We start from the raw sequence: 20,561 nt of genomic DNA on the forward strand, positions 1-20,561 counted from the left end.
GGAGAATACATAGAATATGACATTTTCATTTGACGCTGCTGCTGCACAAGGCGCAGTAATTAAAGTTATTGGTGTCGGTGGAGGTGGCGGTAACGCCATCAACCGAATGATTGATGAAGGTGTTGCTGGTGTTGAATTCATCGCAGCAAATACAGATGTTCAAGCTCTTAGCAGTGCCAAAGCTGAAACAGTTATTCAGCTCGGTCCTAAGCTGACTCGCGGACTTGGTGCCGGAGGGCAGCCTGAAGTAGGACGTAAGGCAGCTGAAGAAAGCGAAGAAGTCCTGACCGAAGCTCTGCAAGGAGCAGATATGGTCTTCATCACTGCTGGTATGGGTGGTGGATCTGGGACAGGTGCTGCTCCAGTGATTGCTCGTATCGCAAAAAATGTTGGTGCTCTGACTGTTGCGGTAGTTACACGTCCTTTCGGTTTTGAAGGAAGTAAGCGTGGAACCTTTGCAGTAGAAGGAATCAACGAACTTCGCGAACATGTAGATACACTCTTGATTATCTCAAATAACAACTTGCTTGAAATTGTAGACAAGAAGACTCCGCTCCTTGAAGCACTCAGTGAAGCAGATAATGTTCTTCGCCAAGGTGTCCAAGGGATTACTGACTTGATTACCAGCCCAGGACTGATTAACCTTGACTTTGCCGACGTGAAAACAGTTATGGCAGACAAGGGTAATGCTTTGATGGGAATTGGTGTTGGTAGCGGTGAAGAACGCGTCATCGAAGCTGCTCGCAAAGCTATTTACTCACCTCTTTTGGAAACAACCATTGATGGTGCAGAGGACGTAATTGTCAACGTTACTGGTGGCCTAGATATGACCTTGATTGAAGCAGAAGAAGCTTCAGAAATTGTCAACCAAGCAGCAGGTCATGGTGTGAACATCTGGCTCGGTACTGCGATTGATGAGTCCATGAAGGATGAAATCCGCGTGACTGTTGTAGCTACTGGTGTCCGTCAGGACAAGGTTGAAAAGGTCAGCGGCATTCGTCAGACACCACAACCTACTAGTCCAAACCGTCCGCAGCAAGTTGAGCCAAATCGCGAAGTTCGCTCAGGACAGTTTGAACGAAACTTTGATATGACCGAAACGGTTGATATTCCTGCTCCAACGCGTCAAAGAACGGACGCGCCTAAAGGTTCAGCCTTTGGTGATTGGGATCTTCGTCGCGAAGCGATTGTTCGTCAGGCTGAACCAAGTTCGTCAGCACGTGTGGAACGCTATGCAGAAACTAATGAAGATGATGATGAATTGGAAACACCTCCATTCTTCAGAAATCGTTAATCTAAATCATGAATTTGCAGAATAATAAAGAGTTGGTCTTTCAATCCGTCGCTCAAGCGGCGGAGCAAGCCCAGCGTTTGAAAGATTCAGTAAATATCATTGCAGTTACCAAATATGTTGACTGCAAAACAACTCAGGAGCTTGTTCGTACAGGTATTCAGCATATCGGAGAAAATCGGGTAGATAAATTTCTAGATAAATACCATGCTCTGAAAGATGAGAATCTGACCTGGCACCTGATCGGTAGTTTGCAGAGGAGAAAAGTCAAGGATGTGATTAACTATGTTGATTACTTTCACGCTTTAGATTCTGTAAAATTGGCCAAGGAGATTGACAAACGGGCTGAACATGTGATTAAATGTTTCCTGCAGGTGAATATTTCTAAAGAAGAGAGCAAGCATGGCTTTTTAGTTGAAGAACTTGAAGTTGTCCTGCCTGAACTTGAAAAATTAGAAAATGTTCAAATTGTGGGATTGATGACTATGGCTCCGTTTGAAGCTAGTCATGAGGAGCTGAACCAAATTTTTGAAAAGGCTCATCAACTACAAAAAGAATTAAAAAAGAAACAGTTAAATAATATGCCCTTTTCTGAATTAAGCATGGGAATGAGCCGTGATTATCCAGAAGCAATTGCCCATGGCTCGACCTATGTCAGAATTGGTACAGCATTTTTTAAATAGGAAAGAAATATGTCATTAAAAGATAGATTTGATAAATTTATAGATTATTTTACAGAAGATGGAGATGAGACTGAGGTTCAGGAGCAGACTGTCAGCAGACCTGCAGCGCCTGTTAAGCAGAAGCCTGAATTGGTTCAGTCTAAGCCAGTCAGAGAGAGCAAGCCAGCTCCTCGTCCGGTTGCTGCGGCCAAGCCACAGCCTAAACCACAGCCACAACAGAAATCTTCGACAGAGAATATTACCAGACTGCATGCACGTCAGCAGGAATTGGCTCAGCACCGTGCAAATGCGGATGAGAAGATTACGATTGATGTTCGTTATCCGAGGAGATATGAGGAAGCGACTGAAATTGTTGACCTGCTTTTGGCCAATGAAAGCATCCTGATTGACTTCCAGTATATGACTGAGGTACAGGCTCGTCGCTGTTTAGACTACCTAGACGGTGCGCGTTATGTCTTGGCTGGAAATTTGAAAAAAGTTGCAAGCACTATGTATTTGCTGACTCCGATTAATGTAGTGGTAAATGTGGAAGACATCCGCCTGCCAAACGATGTTGAAATCAGCGAATTCGACTTTGATATGAAGCGCAGTAGATAAGAGATATGTTATATTTTGTAATTCGTGCCATCTCTAATCTTTTCGATCTTTATAGCATTGCCTTGATTGTCTATGCACTTCTGTCTTGGTTTCCAGGAGCCTATCAAACCAAATTCGGAGAGTTTTTAACACGAATTGTAGAACCGTATTTAAAACTTTTCCGCCGTCTTCCCTTGCAGTTTGCAGGGCTGGACTTTACCGTTTGGGTTGCAATTCTGGCTTTAAACCTTTTAAATCGTGTGGTCTTTTATTTAATAAGCGTCTTACTAATGTTATTATGATGAAAGATTTATATCAACATTTTTCGCATGAGGATCGAGAGTTTATTGATAGGAGTCTGGAGCTGCTTCAGCGGGTTCAAGATACCTATGCGTTTGAAACAACGTCTTTTCTGAATCCCCATCAGGTCTCAATCCTGAAGAATATTGGCAAGCAATATGATGTGCAAGTCTTTGCTAGTACGGATTTTTTTCCAAGTGAACTGGCAAGAGTTCTTGTGGCGCCTTCTTATTACCAACTGAATATGGATGATTTTGAATTGAGCTTGCTGGAAATTTCCTATGCAAGCAAATTTTATAAAATCAGTCATTCGCAGATTATGGGAACCTTGCTTAATCAATTAGGGATTGAAAGACGGACCTTTGGCGATATTCTTGTGGTTGGAGACCGCGCTCAGCTCTTTGTAGATAAGAGACTGTCCCAGTATTTTATAGATCATGTCTCTAAAATTGCAAAGATGCCTGTCAAACTAAGGGAAGTTTCCTTTGCAGAGCAGCTGAAAGAGCAGAAGCAGGCTGTCACCAGAGAAATTTTAGCGTCTAGTCTTCGCTTGGACAAGTTGGTAGCCAGCACCTTTAAGTTATCAAGAAGCCAGGCTGCTCAGCTGATTTCTGGCAAGCATGTGAAAATGAACTATGCTGTTAATGACAATCCCAGCCAGCAGGTCGGGCTTGAAGACTTGATTAGCGTTAGACGATTTGGAAGATTTAAGGTTTTAAGAGAAAATGGCCTTTCCAAGAATGGAAAACATAAGTTAACCGTTGAATTATTAGCTAGTAAATGAGGAGGAACTATGACACTTACAGCATTAGAAATTAAAGATAAATCCTTTGGAACCAAGTTTAGAGGCTATGATGTTGAAGAGGTAGATGAATTCCTTGACATCGTTGTCCGTGATTACGAGGACTTGGTTCGCGAAAACCATGAAAAAGAAGCAAAAATTCGCAATCTGGAAGAACGTCTGACATATTTTGATGAGATGAAAGACTCTCTCAGCCAGTCTGTTTTGATTGCTCAAGATACTGCTGAGCGCGTTAAAGTTGCTGCCAACGAGCGGTCTACGAATATTGTCCGTCAGGCAGAGCAGGATGCGCAGCATTTGTTAGATGGAGCTAAGTATAAGGCTGATGAAATTTTGCGTCAGGCAGCTGACAATGCTAAGAAAGTAGCCATTGAAACTGAAGAACTGAAAAATAAAACGCGTGTCTTCCATCAACGTTTGAAGTCAACCATTGAGAGCCAACTCAGCATTGTGGATTCGTCTGAATGGGAAGAAATCCTTCGTCCGACAGCTACTTATCTGCAAACCAGCGATGAAGCCTTCAAGGAAGTTGTATCTGAGGTTCTGGGAGAAGAAGCAGTTGTCCGCGAGGAAGAAGTAGATGTTACACGTCAATTTTCTCCAGAAGAAATGGCTGAGTTGCAAGAGCGCATTGAAGCTGCAAACCGAGAATTGGCTGCGACCCAAGCTTTTTCTCCGCTCAGCGATGAAGATATAGAAGCTCATGCAGCTGAGGAAAACTCAGAAGCTGACCATCACGATGATGATACAAATGGGGAACAAAAAGTTCCAGTAAATATTTTATAATTTTTAAAGAAACTAAGATTGTAAAAACACAGACCAAGCAAAATACTTTCAGCGAGCAGATGATGGTGAGAGATCTGCAGTCCATCTTGCTTGGGCTATCATTTTACAGAACTTTCGTCTGAAATCAGTAGGATGAGACGGCAGTCCACGTTACGGACAAAGAGGGGCAAGAGGAGCATTATGCTATTGTCTTGCCTAAACAAAGGTGGTACCGCGAATTTTCGTCCTTTTTGGAGAAGTTTGCGGTTTTTAATTTGTAATTTTAAAAATAAAGAGGAATAGAATGAAACTGAAAGAAACACTTAACCTTGGAAAAACTGCTTTTCCTATGCGGGCCGGTCTTCCAAATAAGGAGCCAATCTGGCAGAAGGAATGGGATGAAGCTAAGCTTTATCAACGCCGTCAGGAATTGAATGAAGGCAAGCCACATTTTGTCCTACATGATGGCCCGCCATACGCTAACGGGAATATTCACGTTGGCCATGCTATGAATAAGATTTCCAAAGATATCATTGTTCGCTCAAAGTCTATGGCTGGCTACTATGCGCCTTACATTCCAGGATGGGATACGCATGGTCTTCCGATTGAGCAGGTATTGGCAAAACAAGGCGTTAAGCGCAAAGAGTTGGACTTGGTAGAATACCTCAACATGTGTCGGGACTATGCGCTTAGCCAAGTCGAAAAGCAAAAAGAGGACTTCAAGCGTTTGGGTGTTTCTGGTGACTGGGATAATCCTTATGTTACTTTGACTTCTGATTATGAAGCGGCTCAGATTCGTGTCTTTGGCGAAATGGCTAAGAAAGGCTACATCTACCGTGGCGCTAAGCCAGTTTACTGGTCTTGGTCTTCTGAGTCAGCTCTTGCTGAAGCAGAAATTGAATACCATGATTTGGTTTCCACCTCTCTCTACTATGCTAACCGCGTCAAAGATGGTAAAGGAGTATTGGACACAGATACTTACATCGTCGTATGGACAACAACTCCGTTTACTATTACAGCTTCTCGTGGTTTGACTGTTGGAGCAGATATTGATTACGTAGTCGTTCAACCAGCTGGTGAATCTCGTAAGTTTATTGTAGCGTCTGAATTATTGAACAGCTTGTCTGAGAAATTTGGCTGGGCCGATGTTCAAGTTTTAGCTACCTACCGTGGTCAAGAATTGAACCAGATCGTGACGACCCACCCATGGGATACTGCTGTAGATGAGTTGGTCATTTTGGGTGACCATGTTACGACAGACTCTGGTACTGGTATTGTCCATACTGCGCCTGGTTTTGGTGAGGATGACTACCATGTCGGTGTAGCCAATGGACTGGAAGTTGCTGTGACAGTCAATGAGCGCGGTATCATGATGGAAAATGCTGGTCCTGACTTTGAAGGCCAGTTCTATGATAAGGTTGTGCCGACGGTTATTGAAAAGCTTGGTGACTTGCTCCTTGCTCAAGAAGAAATTTCTCACTCATACCCATTTGACTGGCGTACTAAGAAGCCAATCATCTGGCGGGCAGTACCACAGTGGTTTGCATCTGTTTCTAAATTCCGTCAAGAAATTTTAGATGAAATTGACAAGGTTAAATTCCATTCTGAATGGGGGAAAGTACGCCTCTACAATATGATTCGTGACCGTGGCGACTGGGTTATCTCTCGTCAGCGGGCTTGGGGAGTTCCACTTCCAATCTTCTATGCCGAAGACGGAACACCAATCATGACAGCAGAAACCATCGAACACGTGGCTCAGCTCTTTGAGGAGCACGGCTCTATCGTCTGGTGGAAGCGTGAAGCAAAAGACCTCTTACCAGAAGGATTTACTCATCCAGGTTCTCCAAATGGTGAATTTACCAAGGAAACGGACATCATGGACGTTTGGTTTGACTCAGGTTCATCATGGAATGGTGTAGTGGTCAACCGTCCTGAGTTAACTTACCCGGCTGATCTTTATCTAGAAGGTTCAGACCAATACCGTGGTTGGTTCAATTCATCCCTTATCACATCAGTTGCTAACCATGGCGTGGCTCCTTACAAACAAATCTTGTCACAAGGATTTGCTCTAGATGGCAAGGGTGAAAAGATGTCTAAATCCCTTGGAAATACCATTGCTCCAAGTGACGTGGAAAAACAATTTGGTGCGGAAATCTTGCGTCTCTGGGTAACCAGTGTCGACTCCAGCAATGACGTACGCATTTCTATGGATATCTTGGGTCAAGTTTCTGAAACCTACCGTAAGATTCGGAATACCTTGCGTTTCTTGATTGCCAATACCTCTGACTTTAATCCAGCTGAGGATGCCGTAGCTTACGAAGAACTTCGCTCCGTTGATAAATACATGACTATCCGCTTCAATCAATTAGTAGAGACTATTCGTAAGGCTTATGCGGACTTTGAGTTTCTAACTATTTATAAAGCGATTGTCAACTTTTTGACCGTTGACTTGTCCGCTTTCTATCTGGACTTTGCCAAAGATGTCGTCTATATCGAAGCAGCTAAATCATTGGAACGTCGTCAGATGCAGACTGTTTTCTATGACATTTTAGTCAAGATTACCAAGCTGTTGACACCGATTCTGCCACACACAGCAGAAGAAATTTGGTCTTACCTGGAGCATGAAAGTGAAGAATTTGTTCAGCTATCTGAATTGCCTGAAGCTCAGACTTTCCCAAGTCAAGAAGAAATTTTGGACACTTGGTCTGCCTTTATGGATTTCCGCAGTCAGGCTCAGAAAGCCTTGGAAGAAGCCCGCAATGAGAAGGTTATCGGGAAATCATTGGAAGCACACCTGACTGTCTATCCGAATGAAGTCATCAAGACCTTGCTGAAGGCAGTCAATAGCGATGTGGCTCAGCTTCTTATCGTTTCACAATTAACGATTGCTGAAGGATCTGCTCCAGAAGGCGCTCTAGTTTTTGAAGATGTAGCTTTTGTCGTAGAGCATGCGCAGGGGCAAGTCTGTGATCGCTGCCGCCGCATTGACACAACAGTTAAAGAGCGCAGTTATCAAGCTCTTGTCTGTGACCACTGTGCAGAAATTTTAGAAGAAAATTTTGCTCAAGCTGTCTCAGAAGGCTTTGAGAGCAAGTAAGTTTCCAAAATAAAAAATGGCTTTGCCCTTTAGTGGTAAGCCATTTTTTAGATAGATTGATTTGAAAATTTGTTAAATTAAAACTAAGAAAACACAAACAGTTGCGTTTGCAACTAATTTCTGTTATACTACTTATAACTTAGGAGTGCTTATTTTAGCCAAAATGTTTTGGAGCTGAAAGAGCTCAGAGGAAGTCAGTTGTTGCAGAGCCTGACTGGCGTAGGTATTTTCAAAGCCAATCAGTTGGTCGTAGAGTTTGAGAGCTTGACTGCTAGGATAGAGCTCTTTGAACTTCTTATTTTGGGCTTTGGTCTTTTTAATAATCAAGCCTCTATCTTCTAGCTTTCCTAGAGATCGGCTGAGGGTAGTCTTGTCAATCTGCACCATCTCTGCTAGTTGTGATTGGCTGAGACCTTCATTTTCGACGATGCGAATGAGCAGTAGAAACAAATTATTGTCTAGGCCGTAGTTACTGGCTTTCTGATTCATTTTCATCATGGCTTGTCTGGAAATAAAGCCCATTTGACGGAAAAGTTGACGGTAATCCATAGGAACTCCTTGATAGTTGCATTTGCACTTATTATACATTAAAAAGATAGAGGAAACAAGTATGTGGTCTAGGAAAAAATTAACAGAGCTGACCCCGATAGAATTTTATCAAATCTTAAAATTGCGCATTGACACCTTTGTGGTGGAGCAGGAGCGTATTTATCATGAACTGGATGAGAAGGACCTAGAAGCCGAGCATGTTTACCATGCTAATAAACGAGGGGAAATTGATGCTTATGCCCGTGTCTTTGAAGAGGGAGAGCATTTAGTCTTTGGTCGAGTAGTCACAGCTCAGTCAGCACGAGGACAGGGCTTAGGAGGACAGCTTATCAGAGAAATCTTGCAATTATGTGCTGAGAAATGGCCAGGAAAGGAAATTGAAATAGAGGCTCAGGTTCAGGTGGCTACTCTCTATGAAAAGTATGGCTTCAAATCAGTTGGCCAACCCTTTATTTTTGAATCGACACCTCACATTACCATGATCTATAAACAATAAAAAAACTAAGGCGATGCCTTAGTTTTTACTGTTTCACAGGAATGGAAATTTCGATTAGATTATTAGCGTAAATCGTGCGGATAGCAGCTCTATCAATAGTATTTGCATCAATTTTTCTCTTCAAGAAAAATTCTCTGATTTTTTCGATTTCCTGTTCGCGTACAGCACGGTGCATGTTTGAAATCAAAATTTCATAGTGAAGAGGAGCTTGTGTAAAAACAACATCGCTGTTTCCAGCAGAATAAACTTCGACTAATATCGCATCGGTGCTTTCCAATTGGCTTTTGACAAGGTCAGCATGACTGTTTGTTGTATTAATAAGCTTCATACGATTTCCTCCTGCTCTATACCTGCTATTATTATAACATGTTTGCAATGAATTGTGAATGATTTCTTTAAGCTTTAAGCGTATTTTTCCAAGCTTGGATACCCCATTTATGGCTGCCGCGTTTGAGTGTTTCGATAGCTTTATCGACTGGGAACCAGGCCAACTGATTGAAATCTTCCAACGGTTTTTGGACTTCTTGGAAAGAGGTGACCTCATACAGGTAGGCTGGGTTGTAGAAGTGGGTGTCGCGGTGGCGAGAGTAAAAATATTCATCAGCTTGTCCAAGATAGCGTCCAAGCTGGGCCGTGAACCCAAGTTCTTCCATCAGCTCGCGTTCAAGGGCAGTCTGATGGTTTTCCCCCTCTTCAATCTCTCCACCGGGCAGAAACCAAGCCCCGTTAGGCGCCTGAACCAAAATAATCTTTTCTTTCTTTTCGTCTGGGATAACGGCATAGACTCCGTAGCGGGTCACATATTCTACATTTGCTTCCTTTTCACCAAAGGTTGGATTTGTCATTCTAATATCCTCAATCTCTAGTCAGTTTACTATCTATCATAATGGACTAAGGACCAGCTGTCAAGAATTTACTCGGTTTATTGGACAGAAAAAGAATGATAGTCCTTGAAAGAAATCCCCTTCAAATAATAAATTCCTTCCTCTGACCGTTTAGAAAACTCTTCTTTATAGGAATGGTAAAACATTTTTAGAAGAAATTGTTATAATAGGAGCGAGGTAGTTTTATGACAGAAAGCAGACTTTTTAAAATCTTATATCTTCTTTTAGAGCAGGGCCGCACAACAGCTCCCGAATTGGCCTCACTATTTGAAGTATCTATTCGGACTATCTATCGAGATGTGGATAAGCTGAGTTTGGCAGGAATTCCCATCTATTGCAGCCCAGGCAAAGGCGGGGGTATTTTTCTGATGAAGGATTTTGTCTTAGACAAGGCCTTGTTTTCAGAGTCTGAGAGGGATGAGCTATTAGCAGCTCTTCAAGGCTTCCAGATTTTAACAGATGGCGAGCAAGTAGAGACCCTGTCTAAGCTGCAGTCCTTGTTTCAAGTTCAGGCAACTTCCTGGCTGGAGGTGGATTTCACTGACTGGCGCAAAAAAGCAGATCAGAAAGAACTGTTTGATACCATTAAGCAAGCAATCTTGCAAAGAAGAGTCTTGTCTTTTTCTTATTTGAATGGGCGTGGAGAAAGAGAGCAGCGCAAGCTAGAGGCGCTGAAGTTAGTATTTAAAAGCCAAAACTGGTATGTTGCTGGCTTTTGTCGTTTAAGACAAGCTCCGCGCTTTTTTAAACTCAGCAGAATGAGAGACTGTCAGATGTTAGAGGAAAGATTTAAGCAGAGAGTCTTGGATGAGACATTTAGTCCTGAGGGGCGGCTAGGAAATACTGTAAAAGTTGTCTTGAAATTTGATCGGAAGCATGCCTTTCGAGTGTACGAGGAGTTTTCGGAAGCAGAGATAGAGGAGACTGATGGGAGCCTTTATGTCGAAACCCTTTTGCCGAGTCACGATAGTCTTTATACCTACTTGCTATCCTTTTTGGATGGAGTTGAAATCATGGAGCCGCCTCGGTTACGGGAAGAATTCAAAGAAAAGTTAAAAGCCATTGCCGATATTTATAAAAGCTGACAGAGGTTGTCAGCTTTTCTTTGCTATACTGTTTGTAGTAAAGAAAGGAGGGCTCTCTCATGAAATATGAATGGAGAAAAGCCAATCGAGAAATAAATCAAATCAAGTCTAAACCCTGTCTTATAGATGTTCCTGCCCAGTCTTTTATCATGATTGACGGCAAGGGCAATCCTAATGCTGCTGACTTTTCGGAACGAGTTGGTGCTCTGTACAGTTTAGCCTATGCTATCAAAATGAACTACAAAAAGACAGCGGCCGAGCAAGAATTTACTGATTTTACAGTTTATCCCTTGGAAGGGATTTGGCAACAAGAGCAAGTAGGAGAACTGATTAAAGAAGAATTGATTTATACCATTATGATTGGCCAGCCGGACTTTATCACTGGAGAGATGGTGAAAAAGGCTCTGGAACAAGTCCGTGTCAAAAAGCCTAATCCTCTCTATGATGAGATTCGCTTTGAAGAAATGACGGAAGGAGAGTGTGTCGCCATGCTGCATCTGGGTCCTTTTGACGAAGAACCTCACTCCTTCGCTAAAATGGATGCCTTTTGCCAGAATCACCAGCTGACACGGATTTCACACACTCATAGAGAAATCTATCTCAATAATCTGAATCGGACAGACCCTAGCAAGCTGGAAACAATTCTGCGCTATAGGGTTCAGAAAAATCAATAAAGAAATAGAGCAGAAAACTAACTGTTTTCTGCTCCATTTTGTCGACATTTATTTTTCTTCTTGTGATGAATTAACGGACTCTGTGCTTTCAGTCTTCTTGGCTGACTTGATGAGAATCTTGCCATTGCTGGTCATAATAGCTTTGAGATCTTTTTCGCTTGGATTTTCCAGATAGAAGTCAGTAATAGCATCTTCGATATGGTCCTGAATGGTACGGCGCAGTGGGCGAGCGCCCATTTTTGGATTGTAGCCCAGGTCAACCAATTTTTCCTTGACCTTCTCCGTAACATCCAGATGAATGTCATTGGTTGCCAAACGTTGATTAACATCGTCCAGCATAAGGTTGACGATTTGCAGCAGATTGTCCTTGCTGAGCGCCTGGAATTCGATAATGCCGTCAAAACGGTTCATAAACTCAGGACTGAAGAAGTTACCCAATTCACCCAAAACGGAGTTGGTGCGGCCTTCACGCGCTGCTCCAAAGCCAACGCTGGCTTCAGCTTTGCCAGTTCCGGCATTGGATGTCATGATGATAATGGTGTCCTTGAAGCTGACAGTCCGGCCTTGGCCATCGGTCAGGCGGCCATCATCTAGAACCTGCAGGAACATGTGCATAACATCGGGATGGGCCTTTTCCACCTCATCCAGCAGAATGAGTGAGTAGGGATTGCGGCGGACGCGCTCAGTCAATTGACCAGCTTCATCATAGCCGACATAGCCCGGAGGGGCACCGACCAGCTTGGCCACGCTGTGTTTCTCCATATATTCACTCATATCAAAGCGAATCATGCTGTCAGCCGAACCAAAGAGCTCAATGGCTAGTTGCTTAGACAGCTCAGTCTTACCGACACCAGTTGGTCCGACAAAGAGGAAGCTGCCGATTGGGCGATTAGGACTTCCTAGTCCGACTCGGTTGCGGCGGATGGCCTTGGCAATCTTATCCACAGCATCGTCTTGGCCGATGACATGAGCCTTTAGGTCGCTGGCGAGACTGACTAGTTGAGACTGTTCCTTTTCTTTGAGATCGCCAACTGGGATATTGGTCTTTTGCTCTACAATGTGTTCAATCGTTTTCTCGCTGATAATCGGAGTATCCTTGTCTAGCACACTTGTCTGCTGGAGTTCCTTGTACTTGGCAATCTGATCACGGAAGTAAGCTGCTTTCTCGAAATCTTCGTCACGAGTTGCCTGAGCCTTGAGGTTTTCTGCTTCGATCAGACGTTGGTCAATGACCTTGGGATCAACAAAGTTGAGGGTCAGATTCATCTTGGATCCAGCCTCATCCAAGAGGTCAATAGCCTTGTCTGGCAGGAAGCGATCTTGGATGTAGCGGTTGGAGAGAAGCGCAGCAGCTTCAATGGCCGCATCTGTGTACTTGACATGATGGTAGTCTTCGTATTTTTTCTGAATCCCTTTGAGGATGGTAATCGTTTCCTCTACCGTCGGCTCGTCTACCTTAACGGGCTGCATACGGCGCTCCAATGCAGCATCTTTCTCGATGATACGATATTCATTAAGGGTGGTCGCTCCGACCATCTGGAGTTCTCCGCGAGCCAGAGCTGGTTTGAGGATGTTTCCAGCGTCCATATTGCCATCGCCAGCAGAGCCTGCTCCGACAATTTCATGGATTTCATCAATAAAGAGAATGACATCCTGACGAGAACGAATCTCATCAATGAGCTTCTGCATCCGTTCCTCAAATTGGCCACGGATACCAGTTCCCTGCACTAAACTGACAACGTCTAGGCGGATAACTTCCTTGCCTTGGAGTTTATGAGGCACATCACCATCAACAATTTTCTGGGCCAGACCTTCCACCACGGCTGTTTTTCCGACTCCTGGCTCTCCTATGAGAACAGGATTGTTTTTGGTGCGGCGGTTGAGGATTTCAATGACACGGACGATTTCTTCATCACGGCCAATAACAGGATCAATCTCGCCTCGGCGAGCCAACTCAGTCACGTTGATACCAAACTCTTCCAGCAGGCCTTTTGGCTTTTGCGGACTTGGCTGAGGCTGACCACCCTTGCTAGGATTGGAACCGTAGCCGCCACCGCCTCCATAGGCTCCGCCAGATTGGGTAGGAGGAGTAGTTGGTTCCTGAGGCTGTTGGAAATTGCTGAGGCTGTTGAAAAAGTCATCGATAGGATCTGTTCCGTGATTGTTGGCATTAGCAATTCCGCCGAACAAGGAATGTTCAGGGTCTGTTTTCATGATTTGGTAGCAGTTTTGGCACAAATCCACCTGCTTTTTATGGCCATTTACGTTGGTATAAAGGTGAATCGTAGATTCGTTGATTTTACAATTTTGGCAAAGCATGCAGATACCTCTTTTCTTTTAGTGTGCAAGCTATTTATAGAAATGATTAAAGGTCAAAAATAGTCAAAGTTTTATAGTTTCATTATATCAGTATTCTCGAACTTTGCAAGAATTTACTACAAAATCCTCCCTTAGACCGAGCTGAATGAAAACAAATTCTTGAAAAATTACAAAAAATTGGCTTTTAGTGGTATTTCAGTCGCTATTTATGGTAAAATAAGAGGGAACTAAGTAAATAGGAGAAACAAAATGGAATCACATTTAGTTAGAATTATCAACCGCTTAGAAGCTATGGCTAAGGATGGCGGAAATTTGAAACGTAATTTTGAGCGTGAAGGAGTGGTTGTAGCAGAAGTAGCTTATAGTTACGACGAAGAAAATGGCTCTGTCTTCACCTTACGTGATGTTGCAGCGCGTGAGACCTATACTTTCGACAGCATCGATTTGATTGCAATGGAAATTTATGAATTACTCTACTAAAAAGCACTTAGCTGCTTTTTATTTTTACCCTTTTTATCTTATTTTGAAAAAGATTTAGTAGGTCTGAAAATTTTACCACTAGCTGCCAATGAATCCTCGTCTTATAACCTTGTATAAGAAAAAGTTATAGGTTGGGCACAGATTTTTTTGGTATAATGAAAAAGATAATGAAAAAGAAATGAGAATGACATGGCGCAGATTATTGATGGTAGAGGTTTGGCAGAGAAGCTTCAGAAAAAATTAGCTGAAAAAACGGCTCGCCTCAAAGAAAAGACAGGTCAGGTTCCGGGCTTGGTAGTGATTGTGGTGGGAAATAATCCAGCCAGTCAAATCTACGTCCGTAACAAAGAGCGCTCAGCCTTGGCTGCAGGATTTCGGAGTAAGGTAGAACGTCTGCCAGAAGAGACCAGCCAGGAAGAGCTCTTGAGCTTGATTGAAACTTATAATCAAAATCCTGACTGGCATGGGATTTTGGTCCAGCTACCCTTGCCTGAGCATATCGATGATGAAGCTGTACTGCTGGCTATTGATCCAGACAAGGATGTTGATGGCTTTCATCCGCTTAATATGGGCAAGCTATGGAGCGGCCATCCGGTTATGATTCCGGCTACTCCTGCAGGCATTATGGCAATGTTCCATGAATATGGCGTTGAATTGGAAGGCAAGCGAGCGGTCGTCATCGGGCGGAGTAATATTGTCGGTAAGCCCATGGCTCAGCTCCTTTTAGCTAAGAATGCGACAGTGACCCTAACACATTCACGGACCCACAATCTAGCCAAGACTGCTAAGCGGGCAGATATTTTGGTGGTGGCTATCGGACGTGGACATTTTGTGACCAAGGACTTTGTCAAGGAAGGGGCTGTTGTCATTGATGTCGGTATGAACCGAGATGAAAATGGCAAGCTGATTGGCGACGTTAAGTTTGATGAAGTGTCTGAAATTGCTAGCCTGATTACCCCTGTACCTGGAGGTGTTGGGCCTATGACCATTACCATGCTGATGGAGCAGACCTACCAAGCCTTTAAACGGAGTCTTGAATCATGAAATTTGTTTTTGATTTGGATGGGACCTTGTCCTTTGATTATATGACGATTGATGAGGAGATTAAGCAGGTTCTGCTGACGGCTCCTCAGTTTGGGCATGAAGTTCTGTTTGCTTCGGCGCGTTCCTATCGAGATTGTCTGGGACTATTGGGTCCGGAATTGAGCCAGCAGATAGTGATTGGCCTGAATGGCGGAGTAGCTTATCAGAAGGGACAGCTGATGTTTGAGCGTCAGCTGCATCAGTCAAGTTATCAAGCCATTTTAGATACTTGTTTGACCTATAATTTGCCTTTTTTCGTCGATAATACTTTTGACTACAGCGGCCAGATTTTAGAAAAAATCCCTTTTATTGCCAGTGTAGATCCTCTCAAGCGGGCAAGACAGCTGGAACTAACTGAACTCCAGCATCCTATTAAGCTTGTTATTTACATGGGGAATCATGAGCAGCTCTTAGACGATTTACAGGCTCGTTTTGCAAACTTGCCTAATCTAAGTCTAGACTATCATGAACATGAGAAATGTTTTTATATCAATCCAGCTGAAACCAATAAAGCTTCAACTGTAAAGAAACTATGCGGTTCGGATTATGTGGCTTTTGGTAATGATCAAAATGATATCCAGCTCTTTAAGAATTCTCTCTACGCTGTACAGGTTGGGGATTTCCTAGGATTGAGCGATTATGCGGATGAGCAGGTCGCCTTTCAAGAAAATTTACCCAAGGCAGTCGCAGCAAGAATCTTACAAAAATTTGCAGATTTCCGAGAAAAATAACTTTCCTGCGATACGAGGCACCTGTTTAGGTGCCTTTTGGTGTATAATGAAGATAGGTTTGGTCATCTTGAGACAAGTGCAGGATGAAGTTGGTCTAGGAGAATATCATGGTAAAAAATGCTGAAAATATTTTAAAAAGAGTCATTCGGGAACGTCCCTTGGATAGTCACAAGGGCGATTACGGTCATCTTTTACTGATTGGAGGGACCTATCCTTATGGGGGCGCCATTATCATGGCAGCTTTGGCTGCGGTCAATAGCGGAGCAGGTCTGGTGACTGTTGCTACAGATAGAGAAAATATCGCCCCTCTGCACAGTCATTTACCGGAGGCCATGGCCTTTGACTTAGAGGAGCAAGGCCGATTGACAGAGCAACTGGCCAAATCAGATCTAGTCTTGATTGGTCCTGGCTTGGCGGAGAATCAACTAGGTCTAGATATCCTACAAAAGGTAGTCCAGACTGTGGCAGAGCAGCAGATACTTATCATGGATGGCGGCGCCATTTCACTCTTTAGCAAGGCAGCTTTGCCATTTCCAAAAGCCCAAACAGTTTTTACCCCTCACCAGAAGGAGTGGGAAGGCTTATCGGGTTTGAGTTTGTCAGATCAGACAGCGGCAGCCAATCAGGCAGCGGTCAACCAGCTGCCTCTGGGTAGTATAGTCGTGCAGAAAAAGCATGGAACGACCATCTATCAAAGTGGGCAAGAGCAGGTCTTTGAGCTGACAGTAGGCGGACCTTATCAGGCAACTGGCGGCATGGGGGATACGCTGGCCGGTATGATTACTGCTTTTGCGGGTCAGTTTAAATCAAGCAACCTCTTTGAGCGAGTGGTGGCTGCAACCCTTCTTCATTCATTTATCGCTGACGAACTAAGTCAGGAAGCTTATGTCGTCCTGCCAACGGCAATCAGCAGAGCCATTCCAAGGTGGATGAAGGAGATGAGTCAGTAGACATTTTCTTGGGTTTTAAGTCAGCTGGGTTTCTTTTGTGGAAGCCCAGTTTTTTTCTTGTTTTTCAGGGAATTTTTAGACTTTGTAATCGGTTTTTTATGCAGTTTTTTGTTATAATAAAAGTTACGGAAAAACTAGAAAAGAAAGGAAAAGGGCATGCCAGAGTATTTGTCGGTTTCGACCTTGACCAAGTATTTGAAGATGAAGTTTGAGCGGGATCCTTATTTGGAGCGGGTCTATTTGACTGGCCAAGTGTCCAATTTTCGCCGACGTCCTAATCATCAATATTTTTCATTAAAGGATGAGAAGGCCGTCATTCAGGTTACGATTTGGTCTGGTGTCTATCAGAAGTTGGGCTTTGAGCTGGAAGAAGGCATGAAAATCAATGTCATTGGCCGGGTGCAGCTCTATGAGCCGAGCGGTTCCTATTCTATCATCATTGAAAAGGCAGAGCCGGATGGTATCGGTGCCTTGGCTATCCAGTTTGAACAGCTCAAGAAAAAACTGGGAGAAGAAGGGCTTTTTCAAGAGAAATTCAAGCAAGCCTTGCCCCAATTTCCTAAGAAAATCGGCGTTGTAACCAGTCTTAGCGGAGCGGTCATCCGAGACATTATCACGACGGTCAGCCGTCGCTTTCCGGGAGTGGAGATTGTCCTTTATCCGACCAAGGTACAGGGAGATGGGGCTGCAGCTCAGGTTGCTGACCACATCAGACTGGCCAATGAGCGGTCGGATTTGGATGTACTGATTATTGGTCGAGGTGGCGGTTCTATCGAAGATCTCTGGGCTTTCAACGAAGAGGAAACAGTTCGGGCTATTTTTGAGTCTAGGATTCCTGTTATTTCTAGTGTCGGCCATGAGACAGATACGACTTTGGCGGATTTTGTGGCAGATCGCAGGGCTGCGACTCCGACGGCTGCGGCTGAGCTAGCAACACCGGTCACCAAGCTGGATCTGCTGGGGCATTTGCAGCAGCAGGAAAACCGCATGTCACGAGCGATTTACAATCGCCTGAGCTATTATCGAGAGCGACTGAATAAACTGACTCAGTCGGTTATCTTCCGACAGCCAGAGCGGCTTTACGATGGTCATCTGCAGAAATTAGACCAGCTCAACCTGCGACTCAAGCAAAAAATTCGCGAATATTATAGTGAAGAGCAACAGCGGGTCAAAATCTTGCAACATCGTTTGGAAGCATTGAATCCGCTCAGTCGCGTTCAGCGTTTTCAAGAGCAGACTGCCCAGCTGGAGCGTTTGCTGCGCAGCAACATGGCGGTCATTTATGATAACAAGGTGGCTCAAGTCAGGAGATTGTCCGAGGCCTTGCTTATGCTGGATACCAGTCGAATCGTGGCGCGTGGCTATGCTATTGTCCAAAAGAATAAAAAGGTTGTCGAGTCAAGTGCTGGCATTGAAGAAAAAGATGTGCTGACCCTGCTCATGCGGGATGGGCAGCTGGAAGTAGAGGTAAAACATGTCCAAAGAAAAGAAATTTGAAGAAAACTTAGCAGACTTGGAAGTCATTGTCCAAAAGCTAGAAAACGGTGATGTAGCGCTGGAAGAGGCAATTGCGGAATTTCAAAAGGGGATGAAGCTTTCAAAGGAACTACAGGCTAGTCTGGACAAGGCAGAAAAGACCTTAGTTAAGGTCATGCAGGCAGACGGCACAGAAACGGAAATGGAATGACAAGAAACGAGAAACTGGAAAAGATTGGTCTGACGATTGAGGATTTTTATAAATCTCAGCAAGTTTCGTCAGATTTATCAGAAGTTATTTTGTACTCGGTGCAGGCTGGAGGCAAGCGAATTCGTCCCTTACTGCTATTGGAGTTGATTCAAGCCTTTGGCCTAGAGCTGGCTGAGGCCCACTATCAGGTCGCGGCGGCTCTTGAGATGATTCACACTGGCAGCCTTATCCATGATGATTTACCGGCTATGGATGATGATGACTATCGTCGAGGCCGCTTGACTAGCCATAAGAAGTTTGGAGAGGATATGGCTATTTTGGCGGGTGATTCTCTCTTTTTAGACCCCTATGGACTATTGGCAAGATCCGAGCTGCCTAGTCAGGTCAAGTTGGACTTGATTTCTGAATTGTCTCTGGCGGCAGGGAGCTTTGGTATGGTCGCGGGACAAGTTCTGGACATGCAAGGCGAAGGTCAAGCAATTAGTTTAGAAGATTTAAAAACCATCCATGCCAATAAGACTGGAAAACTTCTGGCGTATCCCTTTGTCGCAGCTGGTTTGATTGCTGAGGTCAAGCAGTCTGTTCAAGAGAAGCTTCGTAGGATTGGAGAGCTCTTGGGCTTGGCCTTTCAAGTGCGGGATGATATTTTGGATGTTACAGCCAGCTTTGAAGAGCTGGGTAAAACCCCGCAGAAAGATTTAGCTGCAGCCAAGTCGACTTATCCAGCTTTTCTAGGACTGGATGGAGCTAAGAACTTTTTCAATCAGACCCTTGATGAAGCTGTGGACATTCTGAAAGACTTGGAAGAAAAGACAGAGTTTTCAGGCGAAGAAATTCAAAAGATAATAGAAAGTTTGAGATTGAATGGCTAAGGAAAGAGTAGATGTGCTGGCCTACAGACAAGGGCTCTTTGAGACCAGAGAGCAGGCTAAGCGTGGTGTAATGGCTGGGCTGGTTATTGCTGCAGCTAATGGCCAGCGCTTTGACAAGCCTGGTGAAAAGATTGACACAGGAACAGAGCTACGCTTAAAAGGTGAGAAACTCAGATATGTCAGCCGAGGAGGCCTCAAGCTAGAAAAGGCTTTGCAAGTCTTTGATATTTCAGTCGCTGACCGAGTGACCTTGGATATCGGAGCTTCGACCGGCGGTTTTACAGATGTCATGCTGCAGAACGGAGCTAAGCTGGTCTATGCAGTAGATGTCGGTACTAATCAACTGGCTTGGAAGCTCAGACAGGATGAGCGGGTTGTCAGCATGGAGCAGTTTAATTTTCGCTATGCCCAAAGGACTGACTTTGAGCAGGAGCCTAGTTTTGCTAGTATTGATGTTAGCTTTATATCGCTGAGCTTGATTTTGCCAGCTCTGCATGAGATTTTGGCTCGGGATGGCCAAGTGGTCGCCTTGATCAAGCCTCAGTTTGAAGCAGGCCGCGAGCAGATTGGGAAAAAAGGGATTGTCAAGGATAAAAAGGTCCATTTGGCAGTTCTGGAAAAGGTCACAGCATTTATGATGGAGGCTGGCTTTTCTGTCAGCGGACTGGATTTTTCGCCTATTCAGGGAGGTCAGGGCAATGTAGAATTTCTGGCCTATTTAGAAAAGAGCATAGAGCCACAGCCACTTGATTCAGCAATGATGACAGCTGTCGTAGAGGCAGCACATAAGGAATTTAAAGATGAATAAGAAGGATAGATTAGAAAAGATTAGACGCTTTGTCAGTGACTATGACATTGGCACACAGGAGGAAATTGTAGAACATCTCAGGGAGTCTGGGATTACAGCGACCCAGGCTACGGTCTCTAGGGATATCAAGGAGCTGGGGATTGTCAAGATACCGCTCAAGGACAACACCTATATCTACGAGCTGCCTAAGACCATGACTAGCAGTCTGGGCTTGGCTGAAAATAATATCCTGTCCTGTCAGGTTTTGGGAAATATGATCAATCTCAGTCTGGTACCGGGGAGCACAGCACTGGTCAAGCGTCATCTTAGAAATGAATTTGCTGAGGATATTTTCAGTATCTTGGCAGACAACGACAGTATTTTGATGGTTATGATGACAGAGGAAGCAGCTGCAAGGATTGCAAGCATCATTCACCATTGGTAGGAAAG

The 20,561-nt window shown here is 44.1% G+C and carries 24 protein-coding genes; 20 read left to right on the forward strand and 4 right to left on the reverse strand.

Annotated elements, in window-relative coordinates:
• Nucleotides 1–16 precede the first annotated feature (16 nt).
• The 7 genes from ftsZ (at nt 17) to ileS (ending at nt 7,514) form a co-directional block, all read left to right on the forward strand.
• A complete protein-coding gene (ftsZ, locus tag K1I80_RS05545; RefSeq protein ID WP_223313234.1) occupies nt 17–1,294 on the forward strand; it encodes a cell division protein FtsZ in 1,278 nt (425 codons plus the stop codon).
• 8 nt (nt 1,295–1,302) lie between these two features.
• Entirely contained in the window at nt 1,303–1,974 is a 672-nt protein-coding gene (locus K1I80_RS05550) for a YggS family pyridoxal phosphate-dependent enzyme (protein ID WP_223313235.1), read from the forward strand.
• Between the two features lie 9 nt (nt 1,975–1,983).
• Nucleotides 1,984–2,571 (forward strand): cell division protein SepF, encoded by a 588-nt coding sequence (locus K1I80_RS05555; protein WP_223313236.1) that lies wholly within the window; start codon nt 1,984–1,986, stop codon nt 2,569–2,571.
• A 5-nt stretch (nt 2,572–2,576) separates the two neighbouring features.
• Nucleotides 2,577–2,852 (forward strand): YggT family protein, encoded by a 276-nt coding sequence (locus K1I80_RS05560; RefSeq protein WP_002896162.1) that lies wholly within the window; start codon nt 2,577–2,579, stop codon nt 2,850–2,852.
• Nucleotides 2,849–3,634, forward strand: coding sequence for a YlmH family RNA-binding protein (locus K1I80_RS05565; protein WP_223313237.1), 786 nt, complete (start codon nt 2,849–2,851; stop codon nt 3,632–3,634). Before K1I80_RS05560 ends, K1I80_RS05565 begins: the two co-directional genes overlap by 4 nt.
• Before the next feature lie 9 nt (nt 3,635–3,643).
• Entirely contained in the window at nt 3,644–4,438 is a 795-nt protein-coding gene (locus K1I80_RS05570) for a DivIVA domain-containing protein (RefSeq protein ID WP_002907042.1), read from the forward strand.
• 283 nt (nt 4,439–4,721) lie between these two features.
• On the forward strand, nt 4,722–7,514 hold the full coding sequence (gene ileS / locus K1I80_RS05575) for an isoleucine--tRNA ligase (protein ID WP_125434156.1): 2,793 nt from the start codon (nt 4,722–4,724) through the stop codon (nt 7,512–7,514).
• 132 nt (nt 7,515–7,646) lie between these two features.
• On the opposite strand, the gene K1I80_RS05580 is transcribed toward ileS, so the two are convergent.
• On the reverse strand, nt 7,647–8,102 hold the full coding sequence (locus K1I80_RS05580) for a MarR family winged helix-turn-helix transcriptional regulator (protein ID WP_223312271.1): 456 nt from the start codon (nt 8,100–8,102) through the stop codon (nt 7,647–7,649).
• 22 nt (nt 8,103–8,124) lie between these two features.
• On the opposite strand from K1I80_RS05580, the gene K1I80_RS05585 reads away from it, so the two are divergent.
• Entirely contained in the window at nt 8,125–8,559 is a 435-nt protein-coding gene (locus K1I80_RS05585) for a GNAT family N-acetyltransferase (protein WP_223312272.1), read from the forward strand.
• Between the two features lie 25 nt (nt 8,560–8,584).
• Here K1I80_RS05585 and K1I80_RS05590 read toward each other — a convergent pair whose 3' ends face one another.
• Nucleotides 8,585–8,887 (reverse strand): DUF1827 family protein, encoded by a 303-nt coding sequence (locus K1I80_RS05590; RefSeq protein ID WP_002898025.1) that lies wholly within the window; start codon nt 8,885–8,887, stop codon nt 8,585–8,587.
• Between the two features lie 67 nt (nt 8,888–8,954).
• Complete coding sequence (locus tag K1I80_RS05595) at nt 8,955–9,404, reverse strand: NUDIX hydrolase (RefSeq protein ID WP_223312273.1); 450 nt, start codon at nt 9,402–9,404, stop codon at nt 8,955–8,957.
• Between the two features lie 224 nt (nt 9,405–9,628).
• On the opposite strand from K1I80_RS05595, the gene K1I80_RS05600 reads away from it, so the two are divergent.
• Together K1I80_RS05600 and K1I80_RS05605 are read left to right on the forward strand one after the other, a co-directional pair.
• Nucleotides 9,629–10,528, forward strand: coding sequence for a helix-turn-helix transcriptional regulator (locus K1I80_RS05600; RefSeq protein ID WP_223312274.1), 900 nt, complete (start codon nt 9,629–9,631; stop codon nt 10,526–10,528).
• Between the two features lie 59 nt (nt 10,529–10,587).
• Nucleotides 10,588–11,202, forward strand: coding sequence for a GyrI-like domain-containing protein (locus K1I80_RS05605; RefSeq protein ID WP_223312275.1), 615 nt, complete (start codon nt 10,588–10,590; stop codon nt 11,200–11,202).
• Between the two features lie 48 nt (nt 11,203–11,250).
• Here the strand turns inward: K1I80_RS05605 and K1I80_RS05610 are convergent, their stop codons facing one another.
• Nucleotides 11,251–13,521, reverse strand: coding sequence for an ATP-dependent Clp protease ATP-binding subunit (locus K1I80_RS05610; RefSeq protein WP_223313238.1), 2,271 nt, complete (start codon nt 13,519–13,521; stop codon nt 11,251–11,253).
• Between the two features lie 249 nt (nt 13,522–13,770).
• On the opposite strand from K1I80_RS05610, the gene K1I80_RS05615 reads away from it, so the two are divergent.
• The 10 genes from K1I80_RS05615 (at nt 13,771) to K1I80_RS05655 (ending at nt 20,556) form a co-directional block, all read left to right on the forward strand.
• Entirely contained in the window at nt 13,771–14,001 is a 231-nt protein-coding gene (locus tag K1I80_RS05615) for a DUF1797 family protein (protein ID WP_002896146.1), read from the forward strand.
• 189 nt (nt 14,002–14,190) lie between these two features.
• Entirely contained in the window at nt 14,191–15,045 is an 855-nt protein-coding gene (locus tag K1I80_RS05620; protein ID WP_002929708.1) for a bifunctional methylenetetrahydrofolate dehydrogenase/methenyltetrahydrofolate cyclohydrolase, read from the forward strand.
• Entirely contained in the window at nt 15,042–15,815 is a 774-nt protein-coding gene (locus K1I80_RS05625) for an HAD hydrolase family protein (protein ID WP_049541831.1), read from the forward strand. Before K1I80_RS05620 ends, K1I80_RS05625 begins: the two co-directional genes overlap by 4 nt.
• Before the next feature lie 107 nt (nt 15,816–15,922).
• Nucleotides 15,923–16,765, forward strand: coding sequence for an NAD(P)H-hydrate dehydratase (locus tag K1I80_RS05630; RefSeq protein ID WP_223312277.1), 843 nt, complete (start codon nt 15,923–15,925; stop codon nt 16,763–16,765).
• Nucleotides 16,741–16,977, forward strand: a complete 237-nt coding sequence (locus K1I80_RS12080) for an initiator RepB protein (RefSeq protein ID WP_125434147.1) — start codon at nt 16,741–16,743, stop codon at nt 16,975–16,977. The genes K1I80_RS05630 and K1I80_RS12080 overlap by 25 nt, the downstream gene beginning before the upstream one ends.
• Nucleotides 16,922–18,262, forward strand: coding sequence for an exodeoxyribonuclease VII large subunit (gene xseA / locus K1I80_RS05635; protein ID WP_125434146.1), 1,341 nt, complete (start codon nt 16,922–16,924; stop codon nt 18,260–18,262). The genes K1I80_RS12080 and xseA overlap by 56 nt, the downstream gene beginning before the upstream one ends.
• On the forward strand, nt 18,240–18,452 hold the full coding sequence (locus K1I80_RS05640) for an exodeoxyribonuclease VII small subunit (RefSeq protein WP_002896137.1): 213 nt from the start codon (nt 18,240–18,242) through the stop codon (nt 18,450–18,452). Before xseA ends, K1I80_RS05640 begins: the two co-directional genes overlap by 23 nt.
• Nucleotides 18,449–19,324 (forward strand): polyprenyl synthetase family protein, encoded by an 876-nt coding sequence (locus K1I80_RS05645; RefSeq protein ID WP_049540952.1) that lies wholly within the window; start codon nt 18,449–18,451, stop codon nt 19,322–19,324. The genes K1I80_RS05640 and K1I80_RS05645 overlap by 4 nt, the downstream gene beginning before the upstream one ends.
• Nucleotides 19,317–20,132 (forward strand): TlyA family RNA methyltransferase, encoded by an 816-nt coding sequence (locus K1I80_RS05650; protein ID WP_049540955.1) that lies wholly within the window; start codon nt 19,317–19,319, stop codon nt 20,130–20,132. Before K1I80_RS05645 ends, K1I80_RS05650 begins: the two co-directional genes overlap by 8 nt.
• On the forward strand, nt 20,125–20,556 hold the full coding sequence (locus K1I80_RS05655) for an arginine repressor (protein ID WP_049540957.1): 432 nt from the start codon (nt 20,125–20,127) through the stop codon (nt 20,554–20,556). The genes K1I80_RS05650 and K1I80_RS05655 overlap by 8 nt, the downstream gene beginning before the upstream one ends.
• The last annotated feature ends 5 nt before the right edge of the window (nt 20,557–20,561 follow it).

The organism is Streptococcus sanguinis (assembly GCF_019929225.1).
Lineage (GTDB): Bacteria > Bacillota > Bacilli > Lactobacillales > Streptococcaceae > Streptococcus > Streptococcus sanguinis_J.

Bases quoted from the DNA above. Each gene is read 5' to 3' on its own strand.
- ftsZ (WP_223313234.1), top strand. From the start codon at position 17: ATGACATTTTCATTTGACGCTGCTGCTGCACAAGGCGCAGTAATTAAA.
- K1I80_RS05550 (WP_223313235.1), top strand. From the start codon at position 1,303: ATGAATTTGCAGAATAATAAAGAGTTGGTCTTTCAATCCGTCGCTCAA.
- K1I80_RS05555 (WP_223313236.1), top strand. From the start codon at position 1,984: ATGTCATTAAAAGATAGATTTGATAAATTTATAGATTATTTTACAGAA.
- K1I80_RS05560 (WP_002896162.1), top strand. From the start codon at position 2,577: ATGTTATATTTTGTAATTCGTGCCATCTCTAATCTTTTCGATCTTTAT.
- K1I80_RS05565 (WP_223313237.1), top strand. From the start codon at position 2,849: ATGATGAAAGATTTATATCAACATTTTTCGCATGAGGATCGAGAGTTT.
- K1I80_RS05570 (WP_002907042.1), top strand. From the start codon at position 3,644: ATGACACTTACAGCATTAGAAATTAAAGATAAATCCTTTGGAACCAAG.
- ileS (WP_125434156.1), top strand. From the start codon at position 4,722: ATGAAACTGAAAGAAACACTTAACCTTGGAAAAACTGCTTTTCCTATG.
- K1I80_RS05580 (WP_223312271.1), bottom strand. From the start codon at position 8,102: ATGTATAATAAGTGCAAATGCAACTATCAAGGAGTTCCTATGGATTAC.
- K1I80_RS05585 (WP_223312272.1), top strand. From the start codon at position 8,125: ATGTGGTCTAGGAAAAAATTAACAGAGCTGACCCCGATAGAATTTTAT.
- K1I80_RS05590 (WP_002898025.1), bottom strand. From the start codon at position 8,887: ATGAAGCTTATTAATACAACAAACAGTCATGCTGACCTTGTCAAAAGC.
- K1I80_RS05595 (WP_223312273.1), bottom strand. From the start codon at position 9,404: ATGACAAATCCAACCTTTGGTGAAAAGGAAGCAAATGTAGAATATGTG.
- K1I80_RS05600 (WP_223312274.1), top strand. From the start codon at position 9,629: ATGACAGAAAGCAGACTTTTTAAAATCTTATATCTTCTTTTAGAGCAG.
- K1I80_RS05605 (WP_223312275.1), top strand. From the start codon at position 10,588: ATGAAATATGAATGGAGAAAAGCCAATCGAGAAATAAATCAAATCAAG.
- K1I80_RS05610 (WP_223313238.1), bottom strand. From the start codon at position 13,521: ATGCTTTGCCAAAATTGTAAAATCAACGAATCTACGATTCACCTTTAT.
- K1I80_RS05615 (WP_002896146.1), top strand. From the start codon at position 13,771: ATGGAATCACATTTAGTTAGAATTATCAACCGCTTAGAAGCTATGGCT.
- K1I80_RS05620 (WP_002929708.1), top strand. From the start codon at position 14,191: ATGGCGCAGATTATTGATGGTAGAGGTTTGGCAGAGAAGCTTCAGAAA.
- K1I80_RS05625 (WP_049541831.1), top strand. From the start codon at position 15,042: ATGAAATTTGTTTTTGATTTGGATGGGACCTTGTCCTTTGATTATATG.
- K1I80_RS05630 (WP_223312277.1), top strand. From the start codon at position 15,923: ATGGTAAAAAATGCTGAAAATATTTTAAAAAGAGTCATTCGGGAACGT.
- xseA (WP_125434146.1), top strand. From the start codon at position 16,922: ATGCCAGAGTATTTGTCGGTTTCGACCTTGACCAAGTATTTGAAGATG.
- K1I80_RS05640 (WP_002896137.1), top strand. From the start codon at position 18,240: ATGTCCAAAGAAAAGAAATTTGAAGAAAACTTAGCAGACTTGGAAGTC.
- K1I80_RS05645 (WP_049540952.1), top strand. From the start codon at position 18,449: ATGACAAGAAACGAGAAACTGGAAAAGATTGGTCTGACGATTGAGGAT.
- K1I80_RS05650 (WP_049540955.1), top strand. From the start codon at position 19,317: ATGGCTAAGGAAAGAGTAGATGTGCTGGCCTACAGACAAGGGCTCTTT.
- K1I80_RS05655 (WP_049540957.1), top strand. From the start codon at position 20,125: ATGAATAAGAAGGATAGATTAGAAAAGATTAGACGCTTTGTCAGTGAC.